Raw genomic sequence first — 24,370 nt, forward strand, 5'->3', positions numbered from 1 at the left:
GCGTGTCGGGCTCCGCGATAGACCTCGAGGGCCTCTGCCTGCCGCCCGGAGCGGTACAGCGCAAGCATCCGTTGCGCGATGAGCCGTTCCTGGAACGGGTGCCGGGCGGTGAGCGACTCGAGCTCGCCGATCACGTCGGCGTGCCTCCCGAGAGCCAGATCGGCCTCCACCCGCTCGCTCAGGGCGGCGAGCCGAAGCTCTTCCAGGCGGTCGATCTCGGGCTGCGCGAAGGGCTCGTCGGCGAATTCGGCGAGCGCCGGGCCGCGCCAGAGCGAGAGCGCCGCCCGCAAGTTCGTGGCCGCGACGTCAGGCTCGTTCGATGCCATCGCCTGCCGCCCGGTCTCCAGGAGCTCGGTGAACCGGTGGACGTCGAGCTCGCCGGGCTCGACGCGCAGCTCGTACCCGCGCCCGCGGGTGACCAGGAGTCCGTCGCCCAGCTCACGCCGTAGCCGCGAGACGTAGTTCTGGAGGATCTTGGCCGCGCTGGGAGGCGGCGAGCCGTCCCAGAGCTCCTCGACGAGCCTCTCGCTGCGGACCGTCTCGTTCGCGTGCAAGAGCAGCAAAGCGAGTAGAGCCGCCTGCTTGCCGCCGACGATCCCGACGGGGACACCGTCGACATCGACCTCGAGCGGCCCAAGGATCCGGTAGTTCATCGAAGCCCCTGGGTGAACGTAGCACCCGTCACGAGAGAAATGAACCGCGGAATGGCCGCTCGTTGCCGCTCGTCGACCAGGAATGAACCGATCCTCGACCGGGACGGGTCACCGTCGCCTCATGACGTCGCCGGCACACGGTTCACGAACCCTCGTCGCGCTGTGTCTCTCGGTGGCCGCCCTCGTCGGTCCCGGCGTGCACGCGAGTGCATCGTCCGGTCACGCCGCGCGGCCGGCCGTGCAGCACGCCCTCTCGGAGTCCTCGGCACGCAACTTCCTGCTGACGACGATCGACGAGAAGATCAGGGGTGAGTGGGCCAAGGCCTGGACGAGCCTCTACCCGCTCCACAAGCGGATCGCGACGCGCAACGCGTACATCCGGTGCGAATCGCGCACGCCGTTCTCCGCGCCGCTCGAGCGGTTGCGCATCGCGGACGTGCGCTCCGCCGACGTTCGCGTCCCCGGCGTACGTCGCGCGGTGCCGGGGGTCGCACTCACGGTCGTCGTGGCGCTCCGCTGGTACGGGCCGCGAGATCCGATCGTCTTCCGGCACACCTTCCACCTGGTCCCGGTGGAGGGGCATTGGACGTGGCTCCTGTCATCGAGTCGATACCGGGAATACGCGCACGGCGAGTGTGGGGGCCTCTTTGCTTCGTAGCTCCCGGATCGAGGTGGAAGGCATGGGCTCGCGTGTCGGTCGCCTGTCGCTCTTGACGCCGCGCGAGCGCGAGGTGCTCGACCTCGTCGCCGACGGACTCACGAACGCCCAGGTGGCAGCTGTGCTCTGGATCGCGTCCGGAACCGTCCGTCGCCACCTCGAGAACGTCTTCGCGAAGCTCGGGGTGCACACCCGGACCGCCGCCGCCTCGAGCCTGCGTGACTCCGGGTAGCTCGGCTATGGCTCGCCGATCGTGACTGCGACCTGCGCCTGACCCGTGTCCTGGAGATCGCCGTGTCAGAAGCCTCACCCACCGTCCTCATTGCCTCTACGTTTCGGCCGTGGCGAGACCGAGGTACCCGTCGAAGAACGAGCCGCTGCCCCCCGCGCTCCCGCCGTCGTCGCGGCCGGTCGGGCAGGTCGTGGCGGAGGCGATACGGCTCTACCAGGCGAACTTCTCGAAGGCGCTCGCGCTCGGCCTGCCTGTCGCGGTCGTCGACCAGTTGATCGTCGACCGCTCGCTGGGAGTGCGCATCGTGGTGCTCCTGGCGGCCTCGCCGGTGTTCAGCGCGACGTATGCATGGGCGTCCGCGATCCGGCAGGGCGAGGCGCCGCCGCTCGGAACGTGGCTCGTCGCGGTTGCGGTCGGCGTCGTCACGTTCTTCCCCGCCGCCTTTCTGTTCGGCTGGTTCGCGATCGCCGCCGTGCTCTGGCTCGGAGTCGCGGGTCACGCGGTCCCGGCGGTGATGGCGGAGCGGCTCGGCCCGCTCGCGGCGATGCGGCGGACCGTCGAGCTCGGCCGCGCAGACTACGTCCATGCTGCGGGGTCGTTCGCGACGCTCGCGCTCCTGTTCGGCCTGACGAGGCTCGCGCTCGGCCTCCTGCTGCAGAGCCAGGCAGACAACACCGTGCGCGTCGCCGTCTTCCTCGCCGACGTGGTCATCTCTCCGCTCCTCTTCCTCGGCGCCGCGATCGTCTATGTCGACCTCGCGGCACGCGTGGGGCTGAGTCGGAAGGAGCGACGCAGGCTCCGCGAGGCCGCGCTCGGCCGCCCGAAGTAGGCTCTGGCCAATCGACGAGGAGGCGATCGGCGTGCCGACGTACCTGATGCTCACGACGCTCACGGAGAAGGGAACGCAGACCCTCAACTCGAACCCGGGGCGGCTGCGCGAGGTGAACCGAGACGTCGAGGAGCTCGGCGCGAAGGTGCTGCATCAATGGGCGGCGCTCGGCACCTACGACTTCGTCAACATCGTCGAGGCCCCGGACGACCTCACGATGGCGAACCTCTCGGTCAAGCTCGGCGCGCGCGGCAGCGTGAAGTTCGAGACCCTGACGCTCGTCCCGGTCGACGAGTTCCTCGCCACGCTGGAGGCATAGCGCCACACTGCAGGGATGAAGGACGTCACGGGACGGCTCGCGCGCGCCTCGAGCCGTCATCCCTGGCGCACGGTAGCGCTCTGGGTCGCGTCCATCGTCCTCTCCGTCGGCGCCATCGCCGGCCTGCTCGGGTCGTCGTTGACGACCGACGCCGAGATGACGAACAACCCCGAGTCGTACCGCGGCTACGACGTCCTGAACGCGCACTTCCCGCCGTCGCCCGACTACGTCAACGAGCTCGTCGTCGTCCGCTCGCGCACGCTCACGGTCGCTGATCCCGGCTTCCGCGCAAGGGTCGAGTCGCTCGCTCGCGCGATCGAGGCGACCGGCGTCACGCAGCCCGTCCACACCTACTACACCTCGCGGGATCGAGCGCTCGTGTCGCCGTCGAGGCACGCCACGGTCATCCCGGTGGGGCTCACGGGTGACGGTGACGCGGGCATCGAGCGCGTGATCCAGGTCGTCGACGCTTCGGCGGGCGGCGCGTTCGAGACAGCGATCACCGGTGAGTTCACCGCCGACCGGGACTTCACGAAGCTCTCCGAGGAGGATCTCCAGAAAGGCGAGCTGCAGTTCGGGCTGCCGGTCGCCCTGATCGTGCTGCTGCTCGTGTTCGGCGCCGTCGTCGCCGGGCTCGTGCCGGTGGTCGTCGCGCTCGTCGCGATCGCCGTCTCCCTCGGTCTCACGGCGCTCGTCGGCCAGGCCTTCGATCTCTCGATCTACGTCGTGAACATGATCTCGGGGATGGGCCTCGCGCTCGGGATCGACTATTCGCTGTTCGTCGTCTCCCGCTACCGCGAGGAGCGCCGTCTCGGCAGCGACGAGTTGACGTCGATCGGCACCGTCGGCTCGACGGCGTGCCGCGCGGTGCTGTTCAGCGGGTCGGCCTTCGTGCTGGCGATGGTCGGGATGGTCCTCGTGCCCGACACGATCCTGCGGAGCCTCGCGACCGGGGCGATCCTCGTCGGCGTCGTCAGCGTCTTCGCGGCGCTGACGCTCTTGCCCGCCGTGCTGGCGCTGCTCGGCGACCGGGTCAACGCGCTCCGCGTCCCATGGCTCGGGCGGCGGGTCGAGCGGAGTGCCGGAGCGGAGGGGAGGGTCTGGTCGCGTGTCGTGCGCTCCGTGACCGCAGCGCCGTGGCTTGCGACGGTTCTGTCCGTCGGCTTCCTCGTCGTCGCAGCACTGCCGATCCTCACCATCGAGACCGGGCTGACAGGCGTGCGCGAGCTTCCGGACCGCTTCCACGCCAAACGCGGCTTCACGATGCTCGAGCAGTCCTTCGGCGTCGGGACGCCCGACGCGGTGCAGGTCGTCGTGGAAGGCGACGTGCGCTCTGCTCCCCTCAAGGCGGCCGTCGCCGAGCTGGCACGGCGAGTCGGCAGCGCGGGAGCCTTCCTTCCGCCGGACGTCTCGACGAGCCCGGACGGCCGTGTGGCGAAGGTCGAGGCGCTCGTGGCCGGCGACAGCCGCGACGAGCGAGCCCTCACGGCGGTGCAGCGCCTGCGCTCCGACGTCGCGCCGTCGGTCTTCGCCGGGCTCGACGCGAAGGTGCTCGTCACGGGCGAGACCGCCGAGGTGATCGACTACCGCAAGCTGACCGACCGCTGGCTGCCGATCGTGTTCGCCTTCGTCCTCGCGCTGAGCTTCGTGCTCTTGACCGTCGCTTTCCGGACGATCGTGCTGCCCGCGGTCGCGATCGCGCTCAACCTGCTCTCGGTGAGCGCGGCGTACGGGCTGATGGTCCTCGTCTTCCTTCACGGGTTCGGTCGCGACTTCCTCGGGTTCACCGAGGTGGACGTGATCGCCGCCTGGCTTCCGCTCTTCCTGTTCGCCGTGCTCTTCGGGCTGTCGATGGACTACACGGTGTTTCTCCTCAGCCGGATCCGCGAGCGGGTCGCGGTCGGAGACCGGACGATCGAGGCCGTGGTGCACGGCGTCTCCTCGACGGCACGGATCATCACGGGCGCGGCGCTGATCATCATCGCCGTCTTCGTCGGCTTTGCGACGGGCGACCAGGTCGAGTTCCAGCAGATGGGCTTCGGCGTCGCGGTCTCCCTGCTGATCGACGCGACGCTCGTGCGCCTCGTGCTGCTGCCGGCGGTGCTCGCGCTGCTCGGCGAGCGAACGTGGTACCTGCCGCGCTGGCTCGGCTGGCTGCCGCACGTGGAGATCGAGGGCGCCGGGGGGTCGCGGCTCCAGGCGTAGCCGGCGAGCCGTCAGAGCTCGATCGTCATCCCGACGGTCGCCTGGACGAACGCGTCGGGGAAGGCGGCGGCGAGTCGGTGAACGGCCTTCCAGCCGGTGCAGTGGGCCGGGGCGAGGAGGCCGGGGGAGAGCTCCGAGAGGGCGTCGACGGTCGGGGCGATGATCGTCTCGAACATCGGGCCGCTGAGGTGAAAGCCGCCGATGACGGCCGCGATTCGTTGCTCCCCGGTCAGCTTCTGGGCGTAGCGGACGGTGTTGACGATCCCAGCGTGGCCGCAGCCGCTGAGCACGACGAGGCCCTGATCGCGCAGCCGGAGCACGAGCGCCTGGTCGTCGAGGATGAGCGGATCGGGCTGCCAGCGCCCGTGGCGGAGCGACTCGTGTCCGCGGAAGCCGACCTCGAACTCGGTCGTACGATCGACCTCGCCGGTGATCAGCGTCGATCCGTCGAGGAGGAACGACGGCCGGCGATCCTCGACGATCTCGAAGCCTGCTCCCTCGAGCGCGGAGCGGCTGGCCGACGGCAGTTCTGCGGGGTCGAGCCCCGGAAAGGTGATCCGCCGGCGGCTCCAGAACTCCGGGTGAATGGTCACGGGCAGCCCGACGCGACCGAGGGTTCGCGCCACGCCCTCCATCCCCGTGACGTGATCCCAGTGCCCATGGCTCAACACGATCACCTCGACGTCGCGTAGCGAGTGCCCGAGCCGGCGCATGTTCTCGACCGCGCCGTTCGGAGAGACACCGGTGTCGAAGAGCAGCGTGCGCTCCCGCCCACCCTTCTCGACGCGGACGAGCGCGGAGAAGCCGTGCTCCGCGATCAGCGTGTCGGGAACCTCTCGAGCGGCGAACTGCGCGGGGACGCGCGGCGCGGACTCGGCAAGAGCCTTCGGCGCGTTGTACCGGGTCACCCGGCCCTCATCCGGGATCAGAAGGTCGGTGACGTTGTCCATCAGCACCGTCACGCGAACTCGCTCGACGGGCTCGAGGTCGATCGGGGTCACGCGGCTCTCCGCCATGCGCCGAGTGATGCTACGACGCCTACGTCTCGCCGAGGAAGCCGGTCGCTCGCGCGGTCACCGCGAGCGGGCTCGTCGGCAACCCGGGCACGGGCTCCGTCGCGTTGTAGCCCACCGGTGCCACGTCGTTCGGCGTGTCCGGGTGGAACAGCGCCGCGAGCAGCTGGATGTGGCCCCGGCCGATGCCGAGCTCCCACTGGCCGCCGCCGTACGCGCCGATCCCGTGCGCCTCGCAGTAGTCGTAGGCGGCGAAGAGCCGCTCGATCGAGCCGAACCGCGAGGGCTTGACGTTGACCGTCCGCGGCGGCCAGCGGAGCGCTGCGATGTCGGCGACGGAGTGGATCACCGCGTCCCAGGTCACGCGGTCCGCGTGCGGCTCGAGGAGCGGGATCGTCTCGGGCGTGAGCGCGGGGTCCTCGATCCACGCCTCCGGGAACTCCTCCAGCACCCGGGCGTAGAGCGCGGGGTCGGGCGGGTTGTCGACCACCGTCCCGCTGTACTGCCCCTTGAGGTCGACGGAGTCGACGCACTGGAGCCGGCGGAGCTCGTCGTAGATCTCGTCCGTCCAGTCGGGCCGTGCGTCGAGCTTGAAGCGCAGCGTGGGGTAGAGCCCGAGGAAGGCGCGGAGCCGTTCCGTCGAGGGTGGGTCGCCGAGCCCTCCGGACGCGACGAACGTGACGGGTTGCGGCTCACGGCCCACCGCACCGCCGAGCGAGATGCCCGCCTGGCGCAGCGCGAGATCGAGCGCGGCGCTCTCGAACGCCCAGCGGCGGTAGTCGACGTACACCTCGCGCTCGGGCGGCTCCGCGAAGAGCGGCAGCGACTCGAGGTGGTGCGAGAAGGAGTCGATCGTCCAGTCGCCGGCGAGTGGTAGCACCGGGCCGCGCGCCTGCTGTGCCTCCTGCTCGCCGGCGTCGTACGTGACGTCCTCTCCCAGCCCTTCCTCGCCTGCCCCGGCGAGCCGGATCACGGTCGTCTTGCGCGTGAACGTGGGCCCGACGATGTACTCGTGCCCCTCGAGCTCGTAGCGCTCGATCGAGAGCGGAAGGTCGCGGACGGTGTCGTAGAGGGCCATCGCGGTCAGAGTGTCGCGTAGGCGGCGGCGATCTCGGCGGCGAGGCCGGCGTTGGCGACGATCAGGTCGCGGTTGACGCGGCGTGTCTCACCGCCTGAGCGCTCGTGGAGCGCGGCGAGCACGTACGGCGTCACGGCCTGACCTGCGACACCGCGGTCGTGGGCCTCGGCGACGATCTCCTCGATGAGCGCGGTGACGTCGAGGCTCTCGTCGGGCGGCCGCCCGACCAGGATGGCGTTCCCACCGAGACGCCAGTGTGCGTCGGCGATCCGCGCGACCTCGGCGGCGCCCTCGACGCGCGCCGAGACGGGCGGCCCGCCCTCGGCCGCATAGAAGAGCGGGAGCGTGTCGACGCCGTAGCCGAGCACGGGGATGCCGAGCGTCTCGAGCAATTCCATCGTCGCCGGCACGTCGAGGAGCGACTTCACGCCCGACGAGGCGATCACGGCGGGCACGCGCGCGCAGACGCCGAGGTCGGCGGACACGTCCGGCGGCGTGGGGAAGCCGCGGTGCACGCCGCCCAGGCCGCCTGTGCCCATGAACCGGATGCCGACCGTCGCCGCGACGGCCAGCGTGCCGCCCACGGTCGTCGCGCCGACGACGCGCTGGACGGCGCAGGCGGCCAGATCGCGCGGCCCGAGCTTCCGCGCCTCCGGTGTGAACCGCTCGAGCTCGGCGCCGGTGAGCCCGACGATGATCAGCCCGTCGAGCACGCCGATCGTGGCCGGCGTCGCGCCGGCCGCCCGGACAGCGGCCTCGCTCGCGAGCCCCACCTCGATTCCCGCCGGCGCGGGAAACCCGTGGGCGACGAGCGTCGTCTCGAGCGCCACGACCGGCCGTTCCTCGGAGAGCGCGGCCTGGACCTCGTCGGCGACCCGGATCAGGTGCTCCACGCGGGCAGCCTAGTCGTGGCCGCACCGGTGACCGTCCGGCCGTGCCCGGCACGTTGTCGGTCGGCGTGTCCCCAACTGCCCCCAGGGGCACCCCGGTGTCCCTGGTGCCACGCTACCGAGAGAAGCCTGACGGAGGTGTGCCGCCTTCGTGCCGAGATCGTGTCGTCCGGGCAACCCAGCATCGGCGCAAACCCAGCGTCCGGCTACCCACGTCGGGGCCAACCGGACGGAGTGGTGGCTCACGGCATCGGGCCAACACGCTGGATGCAGCGGGCCGCCGCCTCGAGCGCGAGGTCGGCGCCGCCGAGGATCCAGCCTGCCGCGAGCGCATCGCCCGCACCGGTCGTGTCGACGACCTCCGCAACCTCGAGCGCGGCTCGCTCGATGCCGTCGAAGGAACATCCGTGGGCCCCGCGCTTGAGGATCCACGCGACGCCTTCGAGTGGGCCCCCGAACAGCTCGTCCTCTTCCTCGTTCGCGAAGACGACGTCCGGCTCGAGCGACTCGACGAGCGCGCGGAAGCGAGCCGCTTCGGCGTCGCGGATCGCGCTCCAGGAGGACAGGTCGACGCTGACTCGGGCGCCCCCTGCGCGCGCGAGGTCGATTGCGCGGACCGCGGCGCGGACGACCGGCTCCGCGAGCAGCGCATATCCCGAGACGTGCAGGTGGTCGCAGGCGAGCCACTCCGGCCGGAGCTCGTCCGGCTCGAGCTGCGTCGCAACGCCGCGGTCCGGGAACATCGACCGCTCGCCGCCGTCTTCGACGAGGGCGACGATCACGCCGTTGCCCTGCGCTGCCACAGGCCCGCAGAGCTCGACGCCGACGGACGCGAGCTGCTCTGCGACGAGGCGACCCTGCGCGTCGGCCGCGCGCTTGCCGAGCCACCGCGATCGGCCGCCGAGCGAGGCCACCCACGCCGCCACGTTGGCCCCCTGGCCACCCGCCGAGAGCGAGACGTGCGCGGGCGTGTCCGCGCCGCGAGCCACGGGGCCTTCGAGTCGGACGGCGACGTCGAGGACGAGGTCTCCCAGAGAGACGACGAGCATCGCCTACGATCGTCTCATGGCCGGTCACGGCGAGCCGCGCGACCCTTCGAGCCGGCGCGGCCGCATGCACTCGTTCCTGCTCGGCGGAGTCGTCGGGGCGTCGGCCGTGGCGGCCGCGATCCGCCGCGGGCGCCGTCGCCGCGCGCGACCGGTGCAGGCAGGGCTCGGCGCCTTCGAGAGCGCGCCGTGCTACCGGGAATTGCTCGAGCGCGAGCGCAGGGACGGCCCGTAACCCCGACGCACGCGTTCCGCCAGCACGACGGTCCGGATGTTGACGTCCGCGTCGCCGATCCCGAGCTGCTGGCCGACGAGGAGCGCCCGGGCGGAGTAGTAGAGGAACGCCTTCGGCGTATGGACGCGGTCGAAGGTCCGCAGCACGAGGAACGGCCCGAAGACACGCGCCTCGTACGGGGCGGAGGGGGTCGGCAGGCGTCGCTCGATCTCGAGCCTCGGCTTCAGGTTGTTGCGCCTGCTGGCGTCGAGCACCCAGACGCCGCGCCCGAGGTCGCCCGCCCGCTCGATCACTCGCAGCGCGAGGCGGTCGTCCGCGCGAGGAACGACAGTGGTCGGGAACGACCGGTTCCGCTCCCAGGCACCGAGGTAGAGCGGTTCGTAGCCGAACAGGACGTCGTCCGGACGGCTCGTCGCTGCGAGCCAGCTCTCCGCCTCGGCGCGGGCGGCCTGTCGCGCGTCGGGCTCCCACTCGAAGAGCGGCGAGGTCCGATGCCACGCCCACGCGATCTCCACGAGCACCAGGCCGACGGTCAACGCAACCGCGATCGTCGGCGTGCGCCGTCCGATCCTGACGACGGTTGCGGCGACAGCGATCGCGAAGAACGGCGCGAGGAAGATCAGGTGTCGTGACTCGGGCGAGGCCGAGCCGCCGAGCTTCGCCAGCGCGAATGCGGCGAACGTGAAGCCGACGAGGCAGAGGACGAGTGTCCGCCCGGGACGTCGGAGCCACTGGAGCCCGACTGCTGCGGCCAGAACGACGGCCAGCGTCACCGGCCACCAGCCCGCGGTCGCGTCCCCTGCGGAGCGCCAGAAGTAGCGGAGCACCGCGGCCGGCCCGCCGAGCTTCTCTCCGCCACCCCCGACGCCGACGTCGAACCGGTCGGCCAGGACGAGATCCGTCAGCCAGAACGGGATCCCGAGCACCAGCACCGCCACGCCGGCGACAACGGCTGCACGGATCCGGTCACGGCGGGCGGCGAGCACGTACGCAGCCTGGCCGCCCAGGAGCAGTACCCCGTACGGATGGGTCGCGACCATGAGCAGGGCGGCGCCGACCCAGAGCGCCCATCGGCCGCGACCGCCGCGCTCGAGTGCCTCGAGGAGCGCCAGCGTGCAGAGCAGCGAGCAGAACAGGAAGAGGCTGTACATCCGCCCGTAGACGCCGTGGAACAGGAAGAGCCAACTCGGCGCGACGAGCACCGTGGCGACGAGCGCAACCCGTCGCCCGGCGAGCCGCAGGCCCAACAGGGCGACGAGAGGCAGGCTCGCGAGCGCGAAGAGCGCGGACGCGAGCCGCAGCCCGCCGAGCCCGAAGCCGAGGTGGGCGACGGTCCAGGCGACGAGGAAGTGGAGCGGCGCGCCGCCACGGTCGCGCGTCACGTGCTCGACGACGCCGGGAAGCGAGTCGCGGCCGACGAACAGCGCCAGCGTCTCGTCCTCGTGCGGCGGCCAGGCCATCAGCTGGTGGAGCAGGAATGCGCCCGCTGCGACCGTCACGCCGCCCACGCCGAGCCAGAGCCACCACTCCGCCAGCCGGACGTGCGGAGACGTCCGCGCGCCCGCCGCCGGAGCCGTCTCCACCCGTGCCTCGATCCCTTGTGTCATGGGGTTTTGGCCGACCTCGCTGGTAGATTGGCCGCCCGATGCCGATCTACGAGTACCGCTGCCCGAACGGGCATACCTTCGAGGTATTCCAGCGGATGAGCGACCCGCCGGCGACCAGCTGCGAGGTCTGCGGCGCGAGCCCCGTCGAGAAGGTGCTGTTCCCGGTGGCGGTGCACTTCAAGGGGTCCGGCTTCTATGCGACGGACTACGGCCGCGGCTCGCGCAAGGGCGCCAAGGAGGGCGAGTCGGGATCGGCGTCGACCGACGGCGCGGGGAAGAAGGAGACGCCTGCCCCGGCCGGCGAGACGAAGAAGAGCTCGGACGCGAAGTCGTCCGACGCGTAGCGCTCAAAGTCGGCGGTCACCGATCACGCAGCCGGGAGCGTAGGGCACGCCTCGGGGGGGAGGAAGCGGAGCGGAGCGGCCGGTGAACATCGCGATCGTGGAGACGTTGTCCTCGGTCCCGAGGATCACCGATTCGCCGCCGACGGTTGCCGGGTCGCCACCGAGCCGGCAGTGGAGGGCCTTGCCCGTGTCGGCGCGGAAGTAGACCCAGCCGAGCTGCATGAGCTCCCAGGCGCTCAGGTCGGTTGCGAGCGGCTTCACGAGGTCGCCCCCCACGAACGGCAGCTTCAGGGACGCCCCGAAGCTCGTGACCTTGTCGAGCGTGGCGGCGACGACCTGCTGCTGGCGCCGCGCCCGGTCGAAGTCGGTCTCGGACGGATGCAGAAGGTTGTGTCGGATCCGCGAGTAGACGAGCGCGCGCCGCCCGTCCATGTGCTGCTTCCCGCGTGCGAAGCGCCAGCCTTTCCAGGCGGAGCACTGGGCCGCAGTCTTGTATGGGCAGTCGAACCTGTTGGACTGGATGCGCCGCGGCACGTCCACGTCGATGCCGCCGACCGCGTCGATCAGCTCCTCGAATCGGTCGAAGTCGACGAACACGACGTGGTTGACGTCGAGTCCGGTCAGATCCTTCACAGTCCGCAGCGCGAGCGCCGGCCCGCCGATCTGGTTCGCCGAGTTGATCTTCGCGACCCCGACCTCCGGGATCTCGACCTGCAAGTCGCGCGGTATGGAGAGGTACGCGAGTCTCCGCTTCCCCGGGTCGGTCCGCAGCAGCATGATCGAGTCGGACCGGTTCGCGCCCTGGCGGCCGGCCCGGTCTCCGCCGTCCGTGCCGAGAACGAGGATCGTCGTCGGCGTCGAGACGAGGAGGCCGTCGCGCTTCTTCAGCAACCGGTCGACGCCGGCGGGTACCCGGTCGTTCGCCTCGGAGACGCCGCCCGACACCGAGAGGTAGCTGCCGACTCCCCAGGCGACGATCAGCACGAGGAGCAGCACGAGCCCGAGGACCACCCAACGGCCGATCCGACGCCGCTTGGGAGTCGACGGCTCGGCCGTGATCGGCGACCCCGGCGGCCTGTTCTTCGAGCCGGATGACGAGGAGCGCGCGAGAGGCACCCGCCCCTTGACCCTGCCGCCCCGATAGAGCCGGTACGGCTTGTCCTGAGCGGGCATGAGGCTCGGTATGGTAGCCGCGTCGTGCCGTCCGACCTGGTCATCGGCGTGGACGTCGGCGGGACGAAGATGCTCGCGGGGCTGGTTGCGCGCGACGGAGCCGTCGGGCGTACCGTCGAGGTGCCGACGCCGACCACGGGCCAGCGGCAGTTTCTCACCGAGCTCGACGCGCTCCTCGATGGGTTTGCGGCCGACGGCGCCGCGATCGGCGTCGGCGTGCCGATGAACCTCGACCGGAAGACCGGCCTCGGCCTCGGCGCTGTCAACCTGCCGCTCCGGGCGCTCGACCTCGCCGGCCATCTTCGGGAGCGGTTCCAGGTCCCGGTGGGCGTCGAGAACGACGGCAACGCAATTGCGCTGGCGGAGTGGCGTGCAGGTGCGGGCCGTGGGACGAACGACCTGGTCGCGCTGGCGCTCGGCACAGGCGTCGGCGGTGGCGTCGTCCTCGACGGAAAGCTCTACCGAGGCTGGGCGGAGCTCGGCCACGTCGTGGTCGACGCGGATGGGCCGCCCTGCCAGGGGAACTGCCACGGTCGCGGCCACCTGGAGGCCGTCGCGTCGGGCGAGGCGGCCGAGCGGGCGGCGGTCGAGCTCTGGGGGCCTGGCGTCGACGCCCACCGCCTCGTGCACGAGGCGATCGACGGCCACGCCGAGGCGCGGAGCGCGCTCGAGCGGATCGGCCACTACCTCGGCCTCGCGATCGGCTCTTTCGTGAACATCTTCGTTCCCGAGGTCGTGGTCGTCGGAGGCGGGTTCGGGACGGCGGCGTGGGAGCTGCTCCGCGACCCGGCGCTCGCGGCGGCACGTCGTGAGGCGCTGCAGCCGGCGGACGAGCAGCTCCGCGTCGTCCAGGCGGAGCTCGGCGACGACGCCGGCCTCGTCGGAGCGGGCCTCGTCGGCTTCGAGGCGCTCGACGGGGAGCGGTAGTCATGCCTCTCCTGGTCTGCGCGACGCCGATCGGGAACCTCGAGGACGTCACGATCCGAGTGCTCGAGGCGCTGAGGAAGGCCGATGCCGTGTTGTGCGAGGACACGCGCCGCACGAAGGTGCTGCTCGACCGGTACGAGATCCGTGCGCGGAGCCTCGTCACCGTGCACCGCCACAACGAGGCGCGCCAGGCTCACGATCTCGTTCCGCGACTGTCGGCGGGCGAGACGCTCGCGCTGGTCTCCGATGCGGGCCTTCCCGGCGTCAACGACCCCGGGGGACGGCTCGTGTCCGCGGCGCTCGAGGCGGGGGTCGAGGTCACCGTCCTCCCGGGCCCCAGTGCGGTCGAGACCGCCCTTGTCGCGAGCGCGCTCGCAGCGGCGCAGTACCGCTTTCTGGGCTACCTGCCGCGGCGCGCCGCGGAGCTCGACGCGCTCTGGCACGAGTCGCGCGACTGGCCGTACGCCGCCGTGGCGTTCGAGTCGCCCAAGCGTCTTCCCACGTCGCTCGCGGCGCTGGCGCGAATCGACCCGGAACGGCGAGTCGCCGTCTGCCGAGAGCTGACGAAGCGCTTCGAGGAGGTCGTCCGGGGGACGGCCGCGGAGGTCGAAGGTCGGTTCCGCGAGGCGCCGAAGGGGGAGATCACAGTCGTCCTCGGACAGCCCGCCGCGAGGCCGCGCTCCCTCGACGATGCGGTCGCCGCCGTGCGCGACCTCGTGGCCGCCGGATCCGCCCGTGGAGCGGCGGCGGACGCCGTCGCCAGGCTCTCGGAGCTCCCCCGGAACGAGCTGTACCGCCGCTCGCTCACGGCGCCCGATTGACTCCGTCCGCCGGCCCCGCTACCCTTCCACTGCCGCGTTGCCCGCGCAGAAAATGAAGGAGGTGCTTCGTGCATCGTCTTCTCTTGCTCGGCGCGACGAGCGTCGCGGCCCTCGTCGTTTCCGGCCCGGCGGCCGCGTGGTCGTGGCCCGCGGACGGTGACGTCCTCCGGCCCTTCGCGCTCGGGAGCGACGCCTATGCCGCGGGGCAGCACCGCGGGATCGACGTCGCGGGGGCCGACGGGTCGCCGATCCGCGCGCCGGCGTCCGGCACCGTGAGCTTCGCCGGCTCGCTCCCGACCTACGGGCGCAGCCTCACGATCCTCACGGCTGACGGGTATGCCGTCACGCTCGTCCACCTCGGGTCGATCGAAGTCCAGAAGGGCGACACGGTCGACGAGGGCTCGGCCGTCGCGACGATGGGGTCGAGCGGTGAGCCCGAGCATGCGGCCCCGAGCGTCCACCTGGGCGTTCGTGTCGCGTCGGAGGCCGAAGGGTACGTCGACCCGCTCGGGCTGCTGCCCCCGCGCGGCGTGACACGGCCGTCGACGCCGGAGTCGCCGGCTCCGGTCACGACGACGGCGCCTGCTGCCTCGTCCGTGCCAGCGCCGCCCGCGACGCCGCCCACCGCGGCGCAGCCGGCACCGGTGTCCGTGGCGGCCCCCGCTTCGGGTGGAGCTTCCGCTCCCACGTCGGCCGCGGCATCAGCCTCGGCGTCGCCGCCGGCCGCTGCGGCTCCGGCGGGCGGAGCGGCGGCGACACCGTCTCCCGAGTCGTCGGCGCCGGCGACGCCGCAGGCCGCCGCTCGGGCGCCTTTGGATGGAGCGGGCTCCGGTACGGCTCCGTCCGCGACGGGGGCAGCGACCGGGACTACAGCGTCGCCGGCCGAGGAGTCGGCCGCCGCATTCACCGTGTCGTCCTCCGGCGAGCGGCCGGTCGCCGGCGCGGCCGTTGCAGCGCCCGCGACCGCAGCACGCCAACCGCTCGACGCCGCGTCGCCGCGCGGGCGGCGCGGCACTCCCGCCCACGAGTCGGTCGACGGCGGCTCCGTGCCCGGCCCGACGGTGGATCCACTGCCGTTGGCTGGAACCGTGGCCGTGCCCGCGGCGGGTCCGAGCACGTCGCCGTCGGTTCGCGTGCGAGCGGCACTCCACGATGGCTCACAGGCAGACGGCCGGCGTCACCGGGCCATGAAGCTGCAGGGACCGGCGCCCGTGGAGAACGTCGCAGCGACCAGGCCATCGGGCGTCGTCGCCGTCGACGCTCGACAGCCTGCGCCGCCCTCGAGCGAGGCGGCGACCGCTCACACGGTCTCCCCACGCGATCCGAGGCTTCACGCGATGCTCGCCGCGGTGGCACTCGTGGCGTTGTCGGCGGCGGGGATCCTGGCGAAGACCGCCCGTAGAATCGCCGGTGATGGATCCGTACTACGTCACCACGCCGATCTACTACGTCAACTCCACGCCGCACATCGGACACGCGTACACGACGGTGGCAGCGGACGTCTTCGCGCGCCATCAGCGGCAACGCGGTCGTGACACGTTCCTCCTCACGGGCGTCGACGAGCATGCGTCGAAGGTCGCTCGAGTCGCCGAGGAGCAGGGGCTCGCTCCGCAGGAGTACGCCGATCGGATCGTCGAGGCGTGGCGGGCGCTCCCCGCCCGCCTCGGCGTGGCGCCCGACTTCTTCATCCGGACGAGTGACGAGGGCCACAAGCGGTTCGTGCAGGAGTTCCTCGAGAAGATCCGGTCGAACGGGCGGGACGACATCTATCAGGGCGTCTACGCGGGGCTCTACTGCGTCGGCTGCGAGGCCTTCAAGACCGAGGCGGAGCTCGTCGACGGCAAGTGCCCGGAGCACGACGTCGAGCCCGAGCGGATCGAGGAACGGAACTGGTTCTTCCGCCTGTCGGCCTACCAGGAGCAGTTGCTCGCGCTCTACGACGAGCGGCCGGACTTCGTGCTTCCGGCGTTCCGTGCGAACGAGGCGCGGTCGTTCATCGCAGGCGGGCTCCAGGACTTCTCGATCAGCCGCGAAGGGCTGTCGTGGGGCATCCCGATCCCCTGGGACCCCGCCCAGGTCGCCTACGTCTGGGCCGACGCGCTCGTCAACTACCTGAGCGCGTTGACCTATGCCCGTCCGGGCGAGGACCTCATTCCGCGCTACTGGCCGGGCGTCCGCCACCTGCTCGCGAAGGACATCCTCCGCTTTCACTGCGTCTACTGGCCCGCGATGCTGCTCGCCGCCGGCTACGACGTCCCACGACAGCTCTTCGTGCACGGATACCTCCTGCTCGACGACCGCAAGATCTCCAAGTCACGCGGCAACGTCGTCGACCCGCTCGAGCTCGTCGACGTCTACGGAGCGGATGCCGTCCGCTTCTGGTGCGCGCGCTCGGTCTCGTTCGGGCAGGACGGGACGGCGTCGGTCGACGGCGTGAAGGAGCGCTACGAGCGCGAGCTCGGCAACGACCTCGGCAACCTGCTCTCCCGCACGACGGCGATGGTCGCTCGCTACCGGGACGGCGCCGTCCCGCAGGCGCCGGACGCCGGGTCCGAGGTCGGCGCGATGCTCGGCCCGCTCGGCGCCGACATCGCCGACCGGCTGGACGCGTTCGACCTGACGGGTGCGCTCGAGCGGATCTGGGAGGTCGTGCGCGGGCTCAACCGGCACGTCGAGGCGACGGCTCCGTGGCAGCTCGCGAAGGACGACGCCCACGCGGAAGAGCTCGACCGCGTGCTCTACGACCTCGTGGACGGGCTCCGGGCCGTGGCCGTCGCACTTGCGGCGTACCTGCCCGAGACCACGGAGCGCATCCTCGTCGCGCTGGGCCAGCCGGTCGTGCTCGACTGGGACGAGGTCGCGTACGGGCGGGCCCGGCCCGCGAGTGGCGTCGAGCCAGCTCCACCGCTCTTCCCGCGGGTCGACGAGCCGACTCTCGCGGCGTGAGCGCCCTCCGGCGGCCTCGTGCGGGCTGCAGCGCGCTCCATCGGTGCACCGGCCGGAGCGTCCTCTGGCCCTGACGGAGCAGCCCGAGAGGATTCTCGTCGCGGTCGCGTGGCCGTACGCGAACGGGCCGCGTCACATCGGGCACGTGGCCGGCTTCGGCGTCCCGTCGGACGTCTTCGCCCGCTACCACAGGCTGCGGGGGAACGACGTGCTGATGGTGAGCGGGACGGACGAGCACGGGACTCCGATCATGGTCGCGGCCGACCGGGAAGGCGTCACGCCGCAGGAGCTCGTCGACCGCAACAACGCGGTGATCCGCGAGGACCTCCGCCGGCTCGGGCTCTCCTACGACCTCTTCACGCGCACCACCACGGCGAACCACCACCGTGTGGTGCGCGACGTGTTCCGAACGCTCTACGACCGCGGCTACCTCGTCGAGCGCACGACCCTCGGCGCGTTCTCCGCGGCGACCGGCCAGACGCTCCCCGACCGCTACATCGAGGGCACCTGTCCGATCTGCGGCTTCGCCGAGGCGCGCGGCGACCAGTGCGACAACTGCGGCAACCAGCTCGACCCGCAGGATCTGATCGAGCCCCGCTCGAAGGTCGACGGGGAGCCGCCCGTCTTCAGGGAGACGTCGCATCTCTTCCTCGACCTGCCCGTGTTCCGCGACAGGCTCCGGACGTGGATCCAGGACCAGCGGCACTGGCGGCCGAACGTCCGTCGGTTCTCGCTGCAGCTGCTGGACGGGCTACGCGCTCGGCCGGTGACGCGCGATCTCGACTGGGGCGTCCGCGTCCCCGTGCCCGGGTACGAGGAGCGGGAGGACAAGCGGATCTACGTCTGGATGGACGCGGTGGTGGGCTATCTCTCGGCGTCCGTCGAGTGGGCCGTGAACCGCAGTGAGCCGGACGCATGGCGGCGCTGGTGGCAGAGCCCGGGTGCGCGGCACTACTACTTCATGGGGAAGGACAACATCGTCTTCCATTCCGTGATCTGGCCGAGCCAGCTCATCGGCTACGGGACGGGCGGTGATCTGGGAGACGGCAAGGCTCTCGAGCTGCCCTACGACATCGTCTCCAGCGAGTTCCTGACAATGGAGGGAAAGCAGTTCTCGACGAGCAGGAACGTCGTCATCCACGTCGGCGACTTCCTCGACCGCTACAGCGCCGACAGCCTTCGGTACTACCTGACGGCCGCCGGGCCCGAGACGCAGGACAGCGACTTCACGTGGGCCGAGTTCGTGCGTCGCAACAACGACGAGCTCGTTGCGACGTGGGGCAACCTCGTCCACCGCACGCTGCAGAGCGTGCACAGGAGCTTCGGCGCCGTGCCGGAGCCGTCGAAGCTGCTCGACGTCGACGAGGCGGTGATCGCCGACGTCGAGGCCGGGTTCGCGACCGTCGGCGCCGAGATCGAGCGCGCAAGGTTCAGGTCGGCGCTCGGGGAGGTCATGGCGCTCGCCGCTCGCGTGAACCGGTACCTCAGCACGGAGGCTCCCTGGGCCCTGATCGAGACCGACCGAGAACGCGCGGCCACGGTTCTGTACGTCGCCGTCCGCTGCGTCGACAGCCTCAAGGTCCTCTTCACGCCGTTCCTGCCGCACTCGAGCCAGGCGCTGCACGAGCTGCTGGGTCACGAGGGCTGGATTGCCGGCCCGCTCGAGTTCCGCGAGATCACCGACGCGGACGGCTACCTGCACACGGTGCTCACCGGCGACTATGCCTCGTGGATCGGCCGCTGGGAGCCGAGCTCGCTCGAGCCGGGCCGGCCGCTGGCCAAGCCTGTCCCGCTCTTCGCGAAGCTCGATCCGGAGACGGTCGTCGCTTCCGAGCTCGAGCGGATGCGGGGGGCGGCGGCGTGATCGACACGCATGCCCATCTCGACGCGCTCGAGGGAATCGACGAGATCCTCACGCGGGCGAGGGACGCCGGGGTGACGCGGGTCGTCACGATCGGCACGGGGATCGAGTCGTCGCGGCGGGCGCTGGCGATCGCGGCCGAGCAGCCGGGGGTCTACGCCGTGGTCGGCATCGACCCGCACCAGGCGGCGACTCCCGAGGCCTCGAAGGTGGGCGAGCTGCGCGAGCTCGTCGGCAACCCGTGCGTCGTGGCGATCGGGGAGACGGGGCTCGACGGGCACCACGGCGCGGAGACGCTCCACGAGCAGCGGGCCCTCCTGGATGACCAACTCGCGCTCGCGTCGGACCTTGGTCTGGCGGTCGTGATCCATAGCCGCGCGGCGAGCGCAGAGACGGCCGCGGCGCTCGCTCCGTTTCCCGGGGCGGTGATCCTGCACTGCTTCTCGGAGCCGGACCTGCTCGAGCCCGCTCTCGAGCGGGGCTACTTCGTCTCGTTCGCCGGGAACGTCACGTATCCGAAGGCACAGAGCCTCCGCGACGCGGCCACGCGGGTCCCGATCGACAGGATCCTCGCGGAGACGGACAGCCCGTATCTCGCCCCGCAGCCCGTCCGGGGGCAGCGGAACGAGCCGCTGCACGTGCTCCATACGCTCGCGGCGCTCGCCGAAGCGCGAGGGCAGGCCCCGGACGAGCTCGAGCTGCGGATCGACGAGAACGCGAACGTCGCGTTCGGCCTCGGGTCATGACGAGAGTCGTGCCGAAGCGGCGGCTCGGCCAGCACTTCCTCGTCGACCGCAACGTGCTCGGCGTGATCGAGCGGCTCGCGCGACTCACGCCCCACGACGTCGTCCTCGAGGTCGGGCCGGGCCTCGGCGTTCTCACGGCATTCCTCGCCGACCGCGTTCGGCACGTGCATGCGATCGAGCTCGACCGCAGCCTCGAGCCCCGGCTCCGCGAGATGCTCGCGGGACGGGCCGATGTCGAGCTCGTGTTCGCCGACGCGCTCGCCGTGGATCTCGCCGCGCTCGAGCCGCCCCCCGGGAAGCTCGTCGCGAACCTGCCGTACAACGTCGCGACCCCCGTCGTCGCGGAGACGCTCACCGGCGTGCCGGCGCTCTCGTCGTGGTGTGTGATGGTGCAGCGCGAGGTCGCCGAGCGCTTCTTCGCCGAGCCGGGCACGAAGGCGTACGGCGCAGTGTCGGTGCTCGTCCGGCTCCATGCCCGTCGCACGGGCTTCCATCCGGTCTCCCGCACTGTCTTCCGCCCGCCGCCCCGCGTCGACTCGGCACTCGTGGCGTTCGAGAGGATCGAGCCCCCGCCGAAGGCCGATGCCGTGCTCCGCGTGGTCGGCGGCGCCTTCGGCCACCGGCGCAAGACGCTCGCGAACTCGCTCGCTCTCTCCGGCGTCGCGTCGCGGGAGCAGGCGGTCGAGGCGCTCGCGACGATCGGCCGGCGCGGGGACGTACGCGCCGAGGCGCTGGAGCCGGGGGAGTTCGTGCTTCTCGCCGGGGCCCTCGGCCCGTGAGCGGTTGGCGCACCGCTTCGGCTCCGGCGAAGCTGAATCTCGCGCTCGTCGTGGGGCCGCTCCGCCCCGACGGAAAGCACGAGGTCGTAACAGTGCTCGAGAAGCTCGAGCTGGTCGACACCGTTTCAATGCGCCCGGCGGGCTCGACGAGCGTCGAGGGATTCGCGGGCGACACGCTCGTCCGCTCGGCTCTCGACGCCGTGTCCGCCGCCGGTGGGGGCGACATCCGTTTCGAGGCGCGGCTCGTGAAGCGGATTCCCGTCGCGGCAGGGCTTGGCGGAGGCTCGAGCGACGCTGCCACGGCGCTCTTCCTCGCGAACGGTCTGCTCCCGAAGCCGCTCGCCGGTGCCGAGCTGGAACGGCTCGCCGGATCGCTCGGTGCGGACGTGCCCTTCTTCCTCCACCACGGCCCGCAGCTCGGGACGGGCGACGGCACGGCGCTCGAGCCGCTCGAGCTCCCGCGCGACTACACCGTGGTGCTCGCGCAGCCGCACGGCAAGACGAAGAGCTCGACGGCAGACGTCTACGCAGCGTTCGACGCGCGCACCGGGGCGGCCGGGTTCGAGGAGCGTCGAGGGCACCTTCTCGAGGTTCTCGAGCAGGTTCGGTCGACGGGCGACCTCGCGCGTCTGCCGCCGAACGACCTGGCATCGTCTCCTCTGGCTGCGGAGCTCGTTGTCCTGGGCGCGGTCCGCGCCGACGCGACGGGCGCCGGCCCGACGGTCTTCGGCCTTTTCGCGGATCCGCTCGACGCCGTGCGAGCGGCGGAGGCGCTTGCGGACAGAGCGGCGACGTGGGTGACGAAACCGGCCTGAGAGCCCCGGCACGCGGACGCTCGCGCAGGACGTTCATCCGTGTCAGAGACACGTGTTTGCTCGCCGCCCTGAGCGCGGTCCCCCGGTCCGCAAGGAGCTGCCGACGATGCCGCTGGTACCTTCATTTGCGATGGCGAGCGAGGTCCTCATCGAGCACGGCGAGAGCCGCCTTGCACGCCGCGTACGGCACAACCGCTACAAGATCGCCCTTGCGATCGCCGTGATCGAGGGCATCCTCGTGCTCGTCGGCGCGATTCCCTGGTGGCTCGTCGTGCTCCTCGCGCTCGGGGCGCTCGCCGGGTATGTCGGCTGGGGGCGGGAGCACAAGAGCGCGGACGTGCGCCTCGTCACGTGGACCGCGGCCGTCTCGCAGCTCGTCGTGGTGCTCGTCCCGATCCTCGCGGGCGCGGTGGTCGTGCTCGCCGCGGTCGCCGTCGTGGCCGTCGCGGCGCTCGCGCTCGCGGCGCTGCTGCTCGACCGCCGGTAGAGCGCTCGCGCTCCGTTTCCGACCGCCGACGCGGGGTAGACTGCCCGTCCGTGCTCTGGGGCGTGGCCAAGCGGTAAGGCAACGGGTTTTGGTCCCGTGATCCCAGGTTCGAATCCTGGCGCCCCAGCCATCGTTATCCCGTGATGCCGACGAGACCCGCTGCAGTCGTGATGGCCGGAGGCCTCGGGACGCGGATGCGTTCCACCGTCGCGAAGCACCTGCACCCGCTGCTCGGCCGGCGGATGGTGGACTGGGTCGTCGAGGCGGCCCGGCCGCTCGGTGTCTCGCCGCTCGTCGTCGTGGTCTCGCCGGAGAACGCGGGGGCGTTCGACGGGCTCGACGTCGCGATCCAGGAAAGGCCGCTCGGCACCGGCGACGCGGTGCGCTCCGCGCACACGGCGCTCGACGGAGCGGACGAGGTGCTGGTTCTCTCCGGCGACACGCCCCTCCTGACGACCGCGCTGCTCGAAGACCTCCTGGCGGCCCATCGCAGCGAAGAGGCGGCCGCAACCGTTCTCTCCTTCGTGCCCGAGGACGTCCGCAGCTACGGCCGGATCGTGCGAAAGGGGACAGGCGATCTCGTCGAGATCGTCGAGGCGTCGGACGCGACGCCGGAGCAGCTCGAGATCCCCGAGGCAAACTCCTCGATCTACGTCTTCAGCGCCGCCGCACTCTGGCCGGCGCTCGACGCCCTGACGCCCGCGAACACCCAGGGCGAGCTCTACCTCACCGACGCCGTCCGCGCGATCGTCGATGCGGGACGCCGCGTCCGGGTGCACCAGGCTGCCGACCCCGCGGAGGCGGAAGGCGTCAACACGCGGGTCGAGCTCGCCGCGGCGGGCGCTGCGTTGCGGGACCGGATCAACCGCGGGCACATGCTCGCCGGCGTCACGATCGTCGATCCGGCGTCGACCTGGATCGAGCCGACCGTGACACTCGAGGCGGACGCAGTCGTCCACCCGTTCACCGTTCTACAGGGCGCGACGACCGTCGCGGAGGGCGCGCAGGTCGGGCCGCACGTGGTCGCCGTCGACGCCGCGATCGGCCCCGGCGCGCTCGTGGGGCCGTTCTGTTACCTTCGCCCCGGCACGGTGCTCGGAGCATCCTCCAAGGCAGGCACGTTCGTCGAGCTCAAGAACACCGAGCTGGGCGAGGGCACCAAGGTGCCGCATCTCTCGTACATGGGTGACGCGACGATCGGCGATCGCACGAACATCGGGGCGGGCTCCATCACGGTGAACCTTCCGCACGGCGGCGGCCCGAAGCAGCGGACCGAGGTCGGCCGTGACGTCAGGGTCGGTGTGGACACTGTGCTGGTTGCACCGGTCACCCTGGGAGACGACGCGTGGACAGCCGCCGGCACGGTCGTGACCGACGACGTCCCGGAGAACGCCCTCGTGGGGTTCCCGCCGAGACAGACGGTGAAGGAGGGGCGCGGTGGACGTCGGAACGATTGAGCAGGCGCTGCCCGGCCTCGAGCAGGCGCCGCCGGTGCCGGCCTTGAAGCCCGGGCACGCGCTCCCGCTGACACCGCAGAAGCGGCTGATGGTGTTCTCCGGGCGCTCCCATCCGATCCTCGCCGAGCGGATCGCGGAGCGGCTCGGCGTCGACCTCGGCGAGGTCGAGCTCAAGACCTTCGCGAACGACGAGACGTATGTGCGCTACTGCGAGTCGGTCCGCGGTGCGGACGTCTTCGTCGTCCAGACGGGAAGCCCGCCCGTCGACCAGCACCTGATGGAGCTGCTGCTGATGATCCAGGCCGCTCGGCTGGCGTCGGCGAAGCGGATCACGGCGGTGATCCCCTGGTTCGCCTACTCGCGCCAGGACCGGAAGGCGAAGCCGCGCGAGCCGATCTCCGGGCGGCTCGTGGCGGACATGCTGCAGCTGGCGGGCGTCGATCGGCTGCTCACCATGGATCTCCACGCCGGCCAGATCCAGGGCTTCTTCACCATCCCCGTCGACCACATGACGGCGCAGCAGCTGTTCGCGCGCCACTTCCGGGACCTCGGCCTGTTCGGCGACGGCGTCGTCTCGGTCGCTCCCGACGCCGGCCGCGCAAAGGTCGCCGTGCGGTTCGCCGAGATGCTCGAGGCCGAGTTCGCCGTGATGCACAAGACGCGGCCCGCCCACGAGCAGGCCTCGGTCACCGAGGTGACTGGTCGTGTGCGCGACAAGATCTGCATCGTCGGCGACGACGTGACGACGACGGGCGGAACGCTGATCGCCGGCGCCAGGGCGCTGCGCGAGCAGGGCGCGCGGGAGGTCTGGGTCTACGTCACCCATGCGTTGCTGAGCCGCGAGGGGCTGGAGCGGCTCGCCGGCGCCGACGACATCACCGGGATCGTCGTCACCGACACCGTGCCGATCGACCCGCGCGAGCGCCCCGACAACCTCACCGTCCTCACGGTCGCGCCCCTCCTCGCGGAGACGATCATGAACGTCTTCTCCGACGACTCCGTCTCGGCGATCTTCGGCGGCGAGAACCAGCTGTTCTAAGGAGAACGGCTCAGCCACAGGGCTGGGCCGTTGTTTCTACCCCAACTTTCTACCGGCGGGGTCAGTATCCACGACGTGCGCTACCTTCGGGAGATGGCGCAGGAGCCCGATCGGAACATGACGTGCAGCAAGTGCGGCGTGGTGACCGTGCACCGGGTGTTCAGCACCCGGGACGGGAACGGCAAGGTGACCCGCTCCTGCACATGCAAG

Annotated in this window: 24 protein-coding genes, 1 tRNA gene and 1 pseudogene; 19 read left to right on the forward strand and 7 right to left on the reverse strand. The window is 71.4% G+C overall.

Annotated elements, in window-relative coordinates; translation table 11 throughout:
• The coding region (locus tag VNM44_RS14595) for an AfsR/SARP family transcriptional regulator (RefSeq protein ID WP_325626623.1) at positions 1-653 on the reverse strand (653 nt) is incomplete at its 3' end.
• Positions 654-774: 121 nt separating this feature from the next.
• Between VNM44_RS14595 and VNM44_RS14600 the strand changes: the two genes are divergently transcribed.
• The 5 genes from VNM44_RS14600 (at position 775) to VNM44_RS14620 (ending at position 4,896) form a co-directional block, all read left to right on the forward strand.
• Positions 775-1,311: a hypothetical protein gene (locus VNM44_RS14600; protein ID WP_325626624.1), complete on the forward strand. Its 537-nt coding sequence runs from the start codon at positions 775-777 to the stop codon at positions 1,309-1,311.
• Positions 1,312-1,333: 22 nt separating this feature from the next.
• Positions 1,334-1,543 carry a helix-turn-helix transcriptional regulator gene (locus tag VNM44_RS14605; RefSeq protein ID WP_325626625.1) on the forward strand — a complete coding sequence of 70 codons (210 nt, stop codon included), beginning with the start codon at positions 1,334-1,336 and terminating at the stop codon, positions 1,541-1,543.
• A gap of 109 nt (positions 1,544-1,652) precedes the next feature.
• On the forward strand, positions 1,653-2,372 hold the full coding sequence (locus VNM44_RS14610; protein WP_325626626.1) for a hypothetical protein: 720 nt from the start codon (positions 1,653-1,655) through the stop codon (positions 2,370-2,372).
• 31 nt (positions 2,373-2,403) lie between these two features.
• Entirely contained in the window at positions 2,404-2,691 is a 288-nt protein-coding gene (locus tag VNM44_RS14615; protein WP_325626627.1) for a GYD domain-containing protein, read from the forward strand.
• 15 nt (positions 2,692-2,706) lie between these two features.
• Positions 2,707-4,896, forward strand: a complete 2,190-nt coding sequence (locus VNM44_RS14620) for an MMPL family transporter (protein WP_325626628.1) — start codon at positions 2,707-2,709, stop codon at positions 4,894-4,896.
• 11 nt (positions 4,897-4,907) lie between these two features.
• Here VNM44_RS14620 and VNM44_RS14625 read toward each other — a convergent pair whose 3' ends face one another.
• From VNM44_RS14625 to VNM44_RS14640, 4 genes are all read right to left on the reverse strand, one after another.
• The gene (locus VNM44_RS14625) at positions 4,908-5,912 is read right to left on the reverse strand and encodes an MBL fold metallo-hydrolase (RefSeq protein ID WP_325626629.1); all 1,005 of its coding nucleotides are present in this window, start codon (positions 5,910-5,912) and stop codon (positions 4,908-4,910) included.
• A gap of 22 nt (positions 5,913-5,934) precedes the next feature.
• Positions 5,935-6,987, reverse strand: coding sequence for a hypothetical protein (locus VNM44_RS14630; protein ID WP_325626630.1), 1,053 nt, complete (start codon positions 6,985-6,987; stop codon positions 5,935-5,937).
• Positions 6,988-6,992: 5 nt separating this feature from the next.
• Positions 6,993-7,880, reverse strand: a complete 888-nt coding sequence (locus VNM44_RS14635) for a pseudouridine-5'-phosphate glycosidase (protein ID WP_325626631.1) — start codon at positions 7,878-7,880, stop codon at positions 6,993-6,995.
• Positions 7,881-8,119: 239 nt separating this feature from the next.
• Positions 8,120-8,926 (reverse strand): carbohydrate kinase family protein, encoded by an 807-nt coding sequence (locus tag VNM44_RS14640; RefSeq protein ID WP_325626632.1) that lies wholly within the window; start codon positions 8,924-8,926, stop codon positions 8,120-8,122.
• Between the two features lie 16 nt (positions 8,927-8,942).
• Between VNM44_RS14640 and VNM44_RS14645 the strand changes: the two genes are divergently transcribed.
• Positions 8,943-9,158: a hypothetical protein gene (locus VNM44_RS14645; protein ID WP_325626633.1), complete on the forward strand. Its 216-nt coding sequence runs from the start codon at positions 8,943-8,945 to the stop codon at positions 9,156-9,158.
• Here VNM44_RS14645 and VNM44_RS14650 read toward each other — a convergent pair.
• Positions 9,116-10,741 (reverse strand): glycosyltransferase family 39 protein, encoded by a 1,626-nt coding sequence (locus VNM44_RS14650; RefSeq protein WP_325626634.1) that lies wholly within the window; start codon positions 10,739-10,741, stop codon positions 9,116-9,118. The genes VNM44_RS14645 and VNM44_RS14650 overlap by 43 nt on opposite strands.
• 62 nt (positions 10,742-10,803) lie before the next feature.
• On the opposite strand from VNM44_RS14650, the gene VNM44_RS14655 reads away from it, so the two are divergent.
• Positions 10,804-11,109 carry a zinc ribbon domain-containing protein gene (locus tag VNM44_RS14655; RefSeq protein ID WP_325626635.1) on the forward strand — a complete coding sequence of 102 codons (306 nt, stop codon included), beginning with the start codon at positions 10,804-10,806 and terminating at the stop codon, positions 11,107-11,109.
• Between the two features lie 3 nt (positions 11,110-11,112).
• Here VNM44_RS14655 and VNM44_RS14660 read toward each other — a convergent pair whose 3' ends face one another.
• Positions 11,113-12,282: an LCP family protein gene (locus VNM44_RS14660; protein WP_325626636.1), complete on the reverse strand. Its 1,170-nt coding sequence runs from the start codon at positions 12,280-12,282 to the stop codon at positions 11,113-11,115.
• A gap of 24 nt (positions 12,283-12,306) precedes the next feature.
• Between VNM44_RS14660 and VNM44_RS14665 the strand changes: the two genes are divergently transcribed.
• The 12 genes and pseudogenes from VNM44_RS14665 (at position 12,307) to VNM44_RS14720 (ending at position 24,160) form a co-directional block, all read left to right on the forward strand.
• Entirely contained in the window at positions 12,307-13,209 is a 903-nt protein-coding gene (locus VNM44_RS14665) for an ROK family protein (RefSeq protein WP_325626637.1), read from the forward strand.
• Positions 13,210-13,211: 2 nt separating this feature from the next.
• Positions 13,212-14,030, forward strand: coding sequence for a 16S rRNA (cytidine(1402)-2'-O)-methyltransferase (gene rsmI / locus VNM44_RS14670; protein ID WP_325626638.1), 819 nt, complete (start codon positions 13,212-13,214; stop codon positions 14,028-14,030).
• A 68-nt stretch (positions 14,031-14,098) separates the two neighbouring features.
• Positions 14,099-14,452, forward strand: a pseudogene (locus VNM44_RS17210) (murein hydrolase activator EnvC family protein); the annotation flags it as partial.
• Between the two features lie 991 nt (positions 14,453-15,443).
• Positions 15,444-16,976: a methionine--tRNA ligase gene (gene metG / locus VNM44_RS14680; protein WP_325626640.1), complete on the forward strand. Its 1,533-nt coding sequence runs from the start codon at positions 15,444-15,446 to the stop codon at positions 16,974-16,976.
• Between the two features lie 70 nt (positions 16,977-17,046).
• Positions 17,047-18,840, forward strand: a complete 1,794-nt coding sequence (gene metG / locus VNM44_RS14685; RefSeq protein ID WP_349258050.1) for a methionine--tRNA ligase — start codon at positions 17,047-17,049, stop codon at positions 18,838-18,840.
• Positions 18,837-19,583, forward strand: coding sequence for a TatD family hydrolase (locus VNM44_RS14690; protein ID WP_325626642.1), 747 nt, complete (start codon positions 18,837-18,839; stop codon positions 19,581-19,583). Before metG (VNM44_RS14685) ends, VNM44_RS14690 begins: the two co-directional genes overlap by 4 nt.
• Positions 19,580-20,362, forward strand: coding sequence for a 16S rRNA (adenine(1518)-N(6)/adenine(1519)-N(6))-dimethyltransferase RsmA (gene rsmA / locus VNM44_RS14695; protein ID WP_325626643.1), 783 nt, complete (start codon positions 19,580-19,582; stop codon positions 20,360-20,362). The genes VNM44_RS14690 and rsmA overlap by 4 nt, the downstream gene beginning before the upstream one ends.
• Positions 20,359-21,177, forward strand: a complete 819-nt coding sequence (locus VNM44_RS14700; protein ID WP_325626644.1) for a hypothetical protein — start codon at positions 20,359-20,361, stop codon at positions 21,175-21,177. The genes rsmA and VNM44_RS14700 overlap by 4 nt, the downstream gene beginning before the upstream one ends.
• 130 nt (positions 21,178-21,307) lie before the next feature.
• Positions 21,308-21,664 (forward strand): hypothetical protein, encoded by a 357-nt coding sequence (locus tag VNM44_RS14705; RefSeq protein ID WP_325626645.1) that lies wholly within the window; start codon positions 21,308-21,310, stop codon positions 21,662-21,664.
• 56 nt (positions 21,665-21,720) lie between these two features.
• Positions 21,721-21,794, forward strand: a tRNA-Gln gene (locus VNM44_RS14710).
• 13 nt (positions 21,795-21,807) lie between these two features.
• Entirely contained in the window at positions 21,808-23,121 is a 1,314-nt protein-coding gene (gene glmU / locus VNM44_RS14715; RefSeq protein ID WP_325626646.1) for a bifunctional UDP-N-acetylglucosamine diphosphorylase/glucosamine-1-phosphate N-acetyltransferase GlmU, read from the forward strand.
• Positions 23,102-24,160, forward strand: a complete 1,059-nt coding sequence (locus VNM44_RS14720; RefSeq protein WP_325626647.1) for a ribose-phosphate pyrophosphokinase — start codon at positions 23,102-23,104, stop codon at positions 24,158-24,160. The genes glmU and VNM44_RS14720 overlap by 20 nt, the downstream gene beginning before the upstream one ends.
• The last annotated feature ends 210 nt before the right edge of the window (positions 24,161-24,370 follow it).

The organism is Gaiella sp. (genome assembly GCF_035558935.1).
GTDB lineage: Bacteria > Actinomycetota > Thermoleophilia > Gaiellales > Gaiellaceae > Gaiella.